The sequence below is a fragment of the Allobosea sp. CCNWLY174 genome (genome assembly GCF_037120455.1).
Lineage (GTDB): Bacteria > Pseudomonadota > Alphaproteobacteria > Rhizobiales > Beijerinckiaceae > Allobosea > Allobosea lupini.
Window position 1 is genome coordinate 334,491 of sequence record NZ_JBBBBQ010000005.1, and the last position, 6,922, is coordinate 341,412.

Consider the following 6,922-nt stretch of genomic DNA (forward strand, 5'->3'; position numbering starts at 1 on the left):
CAAGCGACAACGCTGCGAGGGGAAAACATGCGCTTTTTCGACAAGGCCTCAACGGCCCTGGCCGCAACCATTCTGGCTGCGACCGCCTTTACCACGCCCGCCCTGGCCCAGAAGGCTGCCAACACCGTCCGCTTCGCCTATGACCAGGCGCCCGAAAGCGTCGATCCGTTCTTCAACAATGTCCGCATCGGCGTGATCATCGGCGCCAATGTCTGGGACACGCTGATCTACCGCGACCCCGCCACCAACGAGTATAAGGGCCAGCTCGCCAAGAGCTGGAAGCAGGTCGACGACAAGACCATCGAGTTCGAGCTGCGCGAGGGCGTGAAGTTCCACAATGGCGAGGAGTTCGACGCCGACGACGTCGTCTACACGCTGAACTTCATCTCCAAGCCCGAGAACAAGGTCGTCACCCAGGGCAACGTCAACTGGATCGCCAAGGCCGAGAAGCTCGACAAGTACAAGGTCAGGCTGACCACCAAGGAGATCTTCCCGGCCGCGATCGAGTATCTCGCCGGCCCGGTCGTGATCCATCCGAACGAGTATTACGAGAAGGTCGGGCCCAAGGGCCAGAACGAGAAGCCGGTCGGCTCGGGCCCCTACAAGGTCTCGAACTACGTGCCGGGCAAGTCGATCACACTCGAGCTCAACAAGGACTATTTCAAGGACTCGCCGAAGCCCCAGCCCAAGATCGGCAAGTTCGAGATCCGCTTCATTCCCGACCGCCAGACCCAGATGGCCGAGATGCTCTCGGGCGGCGCCGACCTGATCATGCACGTGCCGAAGGACCAGGCCGACCAGCTCCAGAGCGTCCCGACGCTGCAGGTCGTCTCCGGCGAGACGATGCGCATCGTCTTCATGCAGATGAACATCCTCGACGGCACGCCCGCCCCCGCCCTCAAGGACGAGCGCGTGCGCAAGGCGATCATCCACGCCATCGACCGCGAGGCGATGGTCAAGAACATCGTCGGCACGGGCTCGCGCGTCATCAACACGATCTGCTTCCCCTCGCAGTTCGGCTGCACCGACGAGGGCGCGGCGCGCTATCCCTACGATCCGGCCAAGGCCAAGGCGCTGCTGGCGGAAGCCGGCCATCCCAGCCTGAGCATGGACATCGTCGCCTATCGCGAGCGCAACCAGACCGAGGCGCTGATCGGCTATCTCCAGGCCGTCGGCATCAAGACCAATCTGCGCTTCCTGCAATACGCCGCGATGCGCGAGCAGATCGCCACCAACAAGGCGATGCTGACGCACCAGACCTGGGGCTCGTTCTCGGTCAACGACGTCTCGGCCGCGACGCCGAACTACTTCGCCTTCCGCAGCGAGGACATCACCCGCGATCCGCAGGTCCGCGACCTCTTGGAGAAGGGCAACAACTCGGTCGATCCGGCGGTGCGCAAGGAGGCCTACAAGGCCGGCTTGAAGATCATCGCCGACAAGGCCTATGCCGTGCCGCTCTATTCGCTGCCGGTCTACTACGTCGCCAACAAGGACCTGAACTTCAAGGCCTATCCGGACGAGCTCGTCCGCTTCTGGGAGATGGGCTGGAAGTGACGCGCAAGCGTCATTCTCGGGCGAAGCGAAGCGCAGACCCGAGAATCTCCTGAAAGAGATGGTCGGCTCAAGGCCGACCATGACGCGCCGGGGCCTTTTCATTGCCCGGCGCGGACATGACCTTCGCAAGTGGAAGCAGCCATGCTCGGCTTCATCGTCAAACGGCTCGGCCTGGCGCTGCTCGTCGCGCTCGCGGTCTCGGCCATCGCCTTCTTCCTGCTGCGCCTCTCCGGCGACATCGCCGTCGCGATCGCCGGCGAGGGCGCGCAGCAGGCCGATCTCGACGTCATCCGCAAGACCTACGGGCTCGATCGGCCACTCGTCGTCCAGTATCTCGACTGGCTGCTGAAGACGCTGTCAGGCGATTTCGGCACCTCGATCTATTTCAAGACCGACGTCTCCTCGCTGGTCTTCGCCAAATTGCCGGTGACGCTGATCCTCGGCCTCTCCTCGCTCGCCTTCGCGCTTCTGATCTCGATCCCGCTCGGCGTGCTCGCGGCGATCTACGCCAATAGCTGGATTGACCGGCTGGCGCTCGCCATCGCCGTCTTCGGCCAGGCGATGCCGAACTTCTTCTTCGCGCTGATCCTGGTGATGCTGTTCTCGATCACGCTGCGCTGGCTGCCGGTCTCCGGCTCCGGGACCTGGCTGCATTACGTCATGCCGACGATCGCGCTCGGCTACTACACCGCCCCGGCCTTCATGCGCCTGATCCGCGCCGGCATGATCGAGGTGCTCTCGGCCGACTATATCCGCACCGCCCGCGCCAAGGGGCTGTCGTCCCATGCCGTCGTCATCACCCATGCCTTGCGCAACGCCGCAGTGCCGGTAGTCGCGCTGACGGCGGTGCAGCTCGGCTTCCTGCTCGGCGGCTCGGTGGTGATCGAGACGATCTTCGCGCTCGATGGCCTCGGCTACCTCGCCTATCAGAGCATCACCTACAAGGATTTCCCGGTCATGCAGGTCATCGTCCTGCTGCTCTCGGTCGTCTACGTCCTGCTGACGCTGCTGGCCGACATCGCCAATGCCTGGCTCGATCCGCGTATCCGGGTGTCCTGAGATGAGCGACGCGACCTCCCTCCCCCTTACAGCCAGCGACGTCACCGGCGGGCGCCGCCTGCTGCGCCGGGCGCTGGCCCAGAAATCCTTCCTGTTCGGCTTCGGTCTCCTGGTGCTGTTCATCGTGCTGGCGCTGCTCGCGCCCGTGCTCGCGCCGCACGATCCCTATCTGCAGAACCTGACGGCACGGAACGTCCCGCCGTTCTGGTACGAGAAGGGCAACTGGCTCCATCCGCTCGGCACCGACCCGCTCGGGCGCGACTATCTCTCGCGCCTGCTCTATGGCGCCCGCATCTCGCTGATCATCGGCATCAGCGTCGTCGCCATCGCCGGCCTTATCGGCACGACCATGGGCCTGCTTGCCGGCTATTTCGGCGGCCGCATCGACATGGCCGTGACCTTCATGGTCACCACCCGTCTCGCCATGCCGGTGATCCTGGTCGCGCTCGCCGTCGTCGCCATCATCGGCTCCTCGCTCTGGATCGTCATTCTAGTGCTCGGTCTCCTGAAATGGGACCGTTTCGCCGTGGTGATGCGCAGCGCGACGCAACAGGTCCGCTCGCTTGACTACATCACCGCGGCGCAGGCCTCCGGCGCCAGCACGACCCGGATCATCCTGCGCGAGGTCCTGCCCAACATCGCCCCGCATCTGATCGTGGTGGCGACGCTGGAGGCGGCTAGCGCGATCCTGCTCGAGGCGGCCCTCTCCTTCCTCGGCCTCGGCGTGCAGCCGCCGCTGCCGTCGTGGGGTCTGATGGTCTCCGAGGCCAAGGCCTACATGTTCTTCTCGTTCTGGCTGATCGCCCTGCCCGGCACGGCGCTCGCCCTGCTGATCTTCGCGATCAACCTCGCGGGCGACGGCCTGCGCGACGTGATCTCGCCCGAAAAGCGCAACTGATCCTTTCTGACGGAGTGACCACCATGACCCGCGCCAAGGCGATCGCCCATGCGCTCGACTATTTCGACTCCGGCAGCTTCAAGAGCGACCTTACCCGGCTCGTCGCAATGCCGACCGAGAGCCAGAACCCCGAGCGCGCCCCGGTGCTCACCGAGTATCTGGAAAAGGAGATGCAGCCGCTGCTGGAGAGCCTCGGCTTCTCCTGCCGGACGCTGAACCACCCCAAGGCCAAGGGCCCCTTCCTCTTCGCCGAGCGTATCGAGGCCGAGGGCCTGCCGACCATCTTCGGCTACGGCCACGGCGACGTCATCCGTGGCCTCGACGCACAGTGGGCGGAAGGGCTCTCGCCCTGGACGCTCACCGAGCGCGGCGACCGCTGGTACGGACGCGGCGTCGTCGACAACAAGGGCCAGCACCTGATCAACATCAGCGCGCTGAAATCCGTGCTGGAGACGCGCGCCGGCACGCTCGGCTTCAATGTCAAATACCTGATCGAGATGGGCGAGGAATGCGGCTCGCCCGGCCTGCGCGAGCTCTGCACCGAGCAGAAGGAGCTGTTCAAGTCGGACGTGCTGATCGCTTCCGACGGGCCGCGTCTCAATGCCGAGCGCCCGACCATCTTTTTGGGCGCCCGCGGCGGCGTCACCTTCGATCTCACCATCAACGCCCGCGAGGGCGGCCACCATTCCGGCAACTGGGGCGGCATCCTCTCCGACCCGGCGATCCAGCTCGCCCACGCCATCGCCTCGATCACCTCGCCGACCGGGCAGATCCGCATCCATGAATGGGTGCCGAAGGAATTGCCGGCGGCCGTGCGCAAGGCCCTCGCCGATTGCGAGATCGACGGCGGCCCGGACGGCCCGACCATCGACCCGGAATGGGGCGAGCCTGGCCTGTCTCCGGCCGAGCAGGTCTTCGGCTGGTGCTCCTTCGACGTGCTGGCGATGAAGTCCGGCGTACCGGAGACCCCCGTCAACGCGGTACCGCCGAGCGCCTGGGCCCGCTGCGCACTGCGCTTCGTCGTCGGCATCGATCCGGACGACGTCATCCCGGCGCTGCAGCGCCACCTCAAGCGCCACGGCTTCGACATGGTCGAAGTCACCAAGGCGCGCGACGCGGTCTTCAACGCGACGCGGCTCGATCCCGATGATCCGTGGGTGGAATGGGCTCTGGCCTCGCTGCAGAAGAGCACCAACAAGAAGCCGGCTTTGCTGCCCAATCTCGGCGGCGGCCTGCCCAACGACATCTTCGCGGATATCGTCGGCATGCGCACGATCTGGGTGCCGCACTCCTATCCCGGCTGCTCGCAGCACGCCCCGAACGAGCATGTCCCGGTCGCAATCCCGCGTGAAGCGCTCGGCCTGATGGCCGGCCTCTACTGGGACCTCGGCGAAAGCGACCGCCCGGCACTCTGAGCTAGGCTAGCGCCCCCGCTCCTGCGGCTCGCGCGGATCGCGGGCCGGCGGCAGGTCGATCGGCGATGCCGGGGGGCCTTCGGGCGGCGCATTCGGCGGCAGTTCCGGCGGCGGATCGTTCGGAATGCCGTTCGGCTCGTTGTCCGGCGGATTCTCGATCGGCGGTGCCGGCGCGACCTCGCCGGGGTTCATCGGCGGCAGCTCCGGTGGTGGCGTAGGGCTGGTCGGCACGCCACCCGGCGGTCCGCCGGCTTGATGGATCGTCGTCATGCGGGCACTCCTTGCATGCCCGATAAACGCTCTTGCTCCGCGAAGGTTCGCCGCAGGCGGCACGGAACAATGCAGTGGCTCGCAGCTTTGGTTCGGCAATCACTCAGCCAAGGAGCACTGCCATGCCGGATGGAAAGCCACGCGAGAATCCCGCTCTGCTCGACGAGCGCATCGAGACCGATCCGGTCCGGCCCGAGGACGCCTCGGTCCGCCCCGACCAGGATGCGCCGATCAGCGACCGGCGCCGCGCCAGCGACACGACCAATGTCCACGACGCAGGCAGCGACGCCAACGACACGCTGGACGGATTGACCGAGCAGGAAGAGGCTGTCCGCCACGCCGCCGAGGACATCCCGACAGGCCAGGACCCGGCCGGCAAGACCGAGGCGACACCCGTCTTCGATCGTGCTTCAAAGCCTCCCAAGATCTGACGCGGGGGGCGCCATCAGCCGCCTGCCATCGTCGGTTGGGGGTGCCGCATGAAGACACTGGCTCTGGCATCGCAACTGGCGGCGATCACGCTTGTCGCCCTGATCGGAACGGCTTCGGCGCAGACGCCTGACCTGCTCGCCTGCACTGGCCCCTTCGCTCGCGACGCTGACGAGGCGGCCTTGATCAGGGCCTTCGGCGCCGCCAACGTCCAGCGCGCCCGCATCGAGATCGGCGAAGGCGAGAAGGCTGCCGGCGCCATCCTTTTCCCGAAGGACAAAAGGCGCCGGCTAGAGCTGGTCTGGCGCGACGGCAAGAAGCGCCGCGGCACCGCCACGATCTATGTCCGCGACGGCTCGGCCTGGGCCGTGGCCGGGCCGGCGGGCGAGCGCCTCGCCATCGGCAGTGCCCTCGCAGCGGTCGAGGCCGCCAATGGCAAGCCCTTCAGCATCCTCGGCTTCGACTGGGACTATTCCGGCACCGCCGCCGACTGGCAGGGCGGCAAGCTCGCCAAGGCCTTCGGCGGCTGCAGGCTGACGATCCGTTTCGGCTATCCGAAGGGCGCCGACGCCAAGGCGCTCGACCGGCTCTCCGGCGACAAGGAATTCTCCTCGTCGAACCCGGACATGCGCCTCGTCAAACCGACCGCCTACGAGATCCTGCTGTCCTGGCCGGATTGAGCCGCCGTCCACCCCAACTCTATGTCGTCCCGGACGTAGCGAAGCGGCGATCCGGATCCATGCCTGTGCCTTTCCGAAAGAGGTTCCGGAATGGGTCCCGGGTCTCCCTTCGGTCACCCGGGACAACCCGTGCTTTTCCAAAATCAGCAAATCAAAGAAGAGACATTCTCCGAGGTCGTCGCCGCTCACTCCTCGTCTTCCCTGGCTCTTCCGGTTTCGACGAGGATTTCGCGTTTTCCGGCGTGGTTGGCGGGGCCGACGATGCCCTCGTTCTCCATCCGCTCCATGATCGAGGCGGCGCGGTTGTAGCCGATCTGCAGGCGGCGCTGGATGTAGGAGGTCGAAGCCTTCTTGTCGCGCAGCACCACCGCCACCGCCTGCTCATAGGGGTCGTCGCTCTCGGCGCCCATGGCGCTCTTGTCGAAGACCGCCCCGTCCTCGTCCTCGGCCGGTGCCCCGTCTTCCTCGGCCGTGACCGCGTCGAGATAGTCCGGCCGCCCCTGCGTCTTCAGATGCGCCACGACCTTCTCGACCTCGGCATCCGAGACGAACGGGCCGTGCACGCGGGTGATCCGCCCGCCGCCGGCCATGTAGAGCATGTCGCCCTGGCCGAGCAG

General features: G+C 66.2%; 8 protein-coding genes. 6 read left to right on the forward strand and 2 right to left on the reverse strand.

Translation table 11 applies throughout. The features are described 5' to 3' along the window. The first annotated feature begins 27 nt into the window (after nt 1–27). From V7S63_RS17805 to V7S63_RS17820, 4 genes are all read left to right on the forward strand, one after another. The gene (locus V7S63_RS17805; protein WP_336531166.1) at nt 28–1,554 is read left to right on the forward strand and encodes an ABC transporter substrate-binding protein; all 1,527 of its coding nucleotides are present in this window, start codon (nt 28–30) and stop codon (nt 1,552–1,554) included. 141 nt (nt 1,555–1,695) lie between these two features. Beyond that, complete coding sequence (locus tag V7S63_RS17810; protein WP_100959308.1) at nt 1,696–2,613, forward strand: ABC transporter permease; 918 nt, start codon at nt 1,696–1,698, stop codon at nt 2,611–2,613. A gap of 1 nt (nt 2,614) precedes the next feature. Beyond that, nucleotides 2,615–3,511, forward strand: coding sequence for an ABC transporter permease (locus V7S63_RS17815; RefSeq protein ID WP_336531167.1), 897 nt, complete (start codon nt 2,615–2,617; stop codon nt 3,509–3,511). A 23-nt stretch (nt 3,512–3,534) separates the two neighbouring features. Next, nucleotides 3,535–4,926: a M20 family metallopeptidase gene (locus tag V7S63_RS17820; protein ID WP_336531168.1), complete on the forward strand. Its 1,392-nt coding sequence runs from the start codon at nt 3,535–3,537 to the stop codon at nt 4,924–4,926. A gap of 6 nt (nt 4,927–4,932) precedes the next feature. Here the strand turns inward: V7S63_RS17820 and V7S63_RS17825 are convergent, their stop codons facing one another. Further along, nucleotides 4,933–5,196: a hypothetical protein gene (locus tag V7S63_RS17825; RefSeq protein WP_091843380.1), complete on the reverse strand. Its 264-nt coding sequence runs from the start codon at nt 5,194–5,196 to the stop codon at nt 4,933–4,935. Nucleotides 5,197–5,318: 122 nt separating this feature from the next. Between V7S63_RS17825 and V7S63_RS17830 the strand changes: the two genes are divergently transcribed. Next, entirely contained in the window at nt 5,319–5,627 is a 309-nt protein-coding gene (locus V7S63_RS17830; RefSeq protein WP_336531169.1) for a hypothetical protein, read from the forward strand. Nucleotides 5,628–5,675: 48 nt separating this feature from the next. Next, the gene (locus tag V7S63_RS17835) at nt 5,676–6,305 is read left to right on the forward strand and encodes a hypothetical protein (RefSeq protein WP_336531170.1); all 630 of its coding nucleotides are present in this window, start codon (nt 5,676–5,678) and stop codon (nt 6,303–6,305) included. 185 nt (nt 6,306–6,490) lie between these two features. Here V7S63_RS17835 and V7S63_RS17840 read toward each other — a convergent pair. Continuing rightward, nucleotides 6,491–6,922, reverse strand: a 432-nt coding sequence (locus V7S63_RS17840) for a DNA translocase FtsK (protein WP_336531171.1), incomplete at its 5' end; no start/stop codon positions are given.

Excerpts from the sequence above, each read along its gene's own strand:
- V7S63_RS17805 (WP_336531166.1), top strand. The coding sequence starts at position 28 with ATGCGCTTTTTCGACAAGGCCTCAACGGCCCTGGCCGCAACCATTCTG.
- V7S63_RS17810 (WP_100959308.1), top strand. The coding sequence starts at position 1,696 with ATGCTCGGCTTCATCGTCAAACGGCTCGGCCTGGCGCTGCTCGTCGCG.
- V7S63_RS17815 (WP_336531167.1), top strand. The coding sequence starts at position 2,615 with ATGAGCGACGCGACCTCCCTCCCCCTTACAGCCAGCGACGTCACCGGC.
- V7S63_RS17820 (WP_336531168.1), top strand. The coding sequence starts at position 3,535 with ATGACCCGCGCCAAGGCGATCGCCCATGCGCTCGACTATTTCGACTCC.
- V7S63_RS17825 (WP_091843380.1), bottom strand. The coding sequence starts at position 5,196 with ATGACGACGATCCATCAAGCCGGCGGACCGCCGGGTGGCGTGCCGACC.
- V7S63_RS17830 (WP_336531169.1), top strand. The coding sequence starts at position 5,319 with ATGCCGGATGGAAAGCCACGCGAGAATCCCGCTCTGCTCGACGAGCGC.
- V7S63_RS17835 (WP_336531170.1), top strand. The coding sequence starts at position 5,676 with ATGAAGACACTGGCTCTGGCATCGCAACTGGCGGCGATCACGCTTGTC.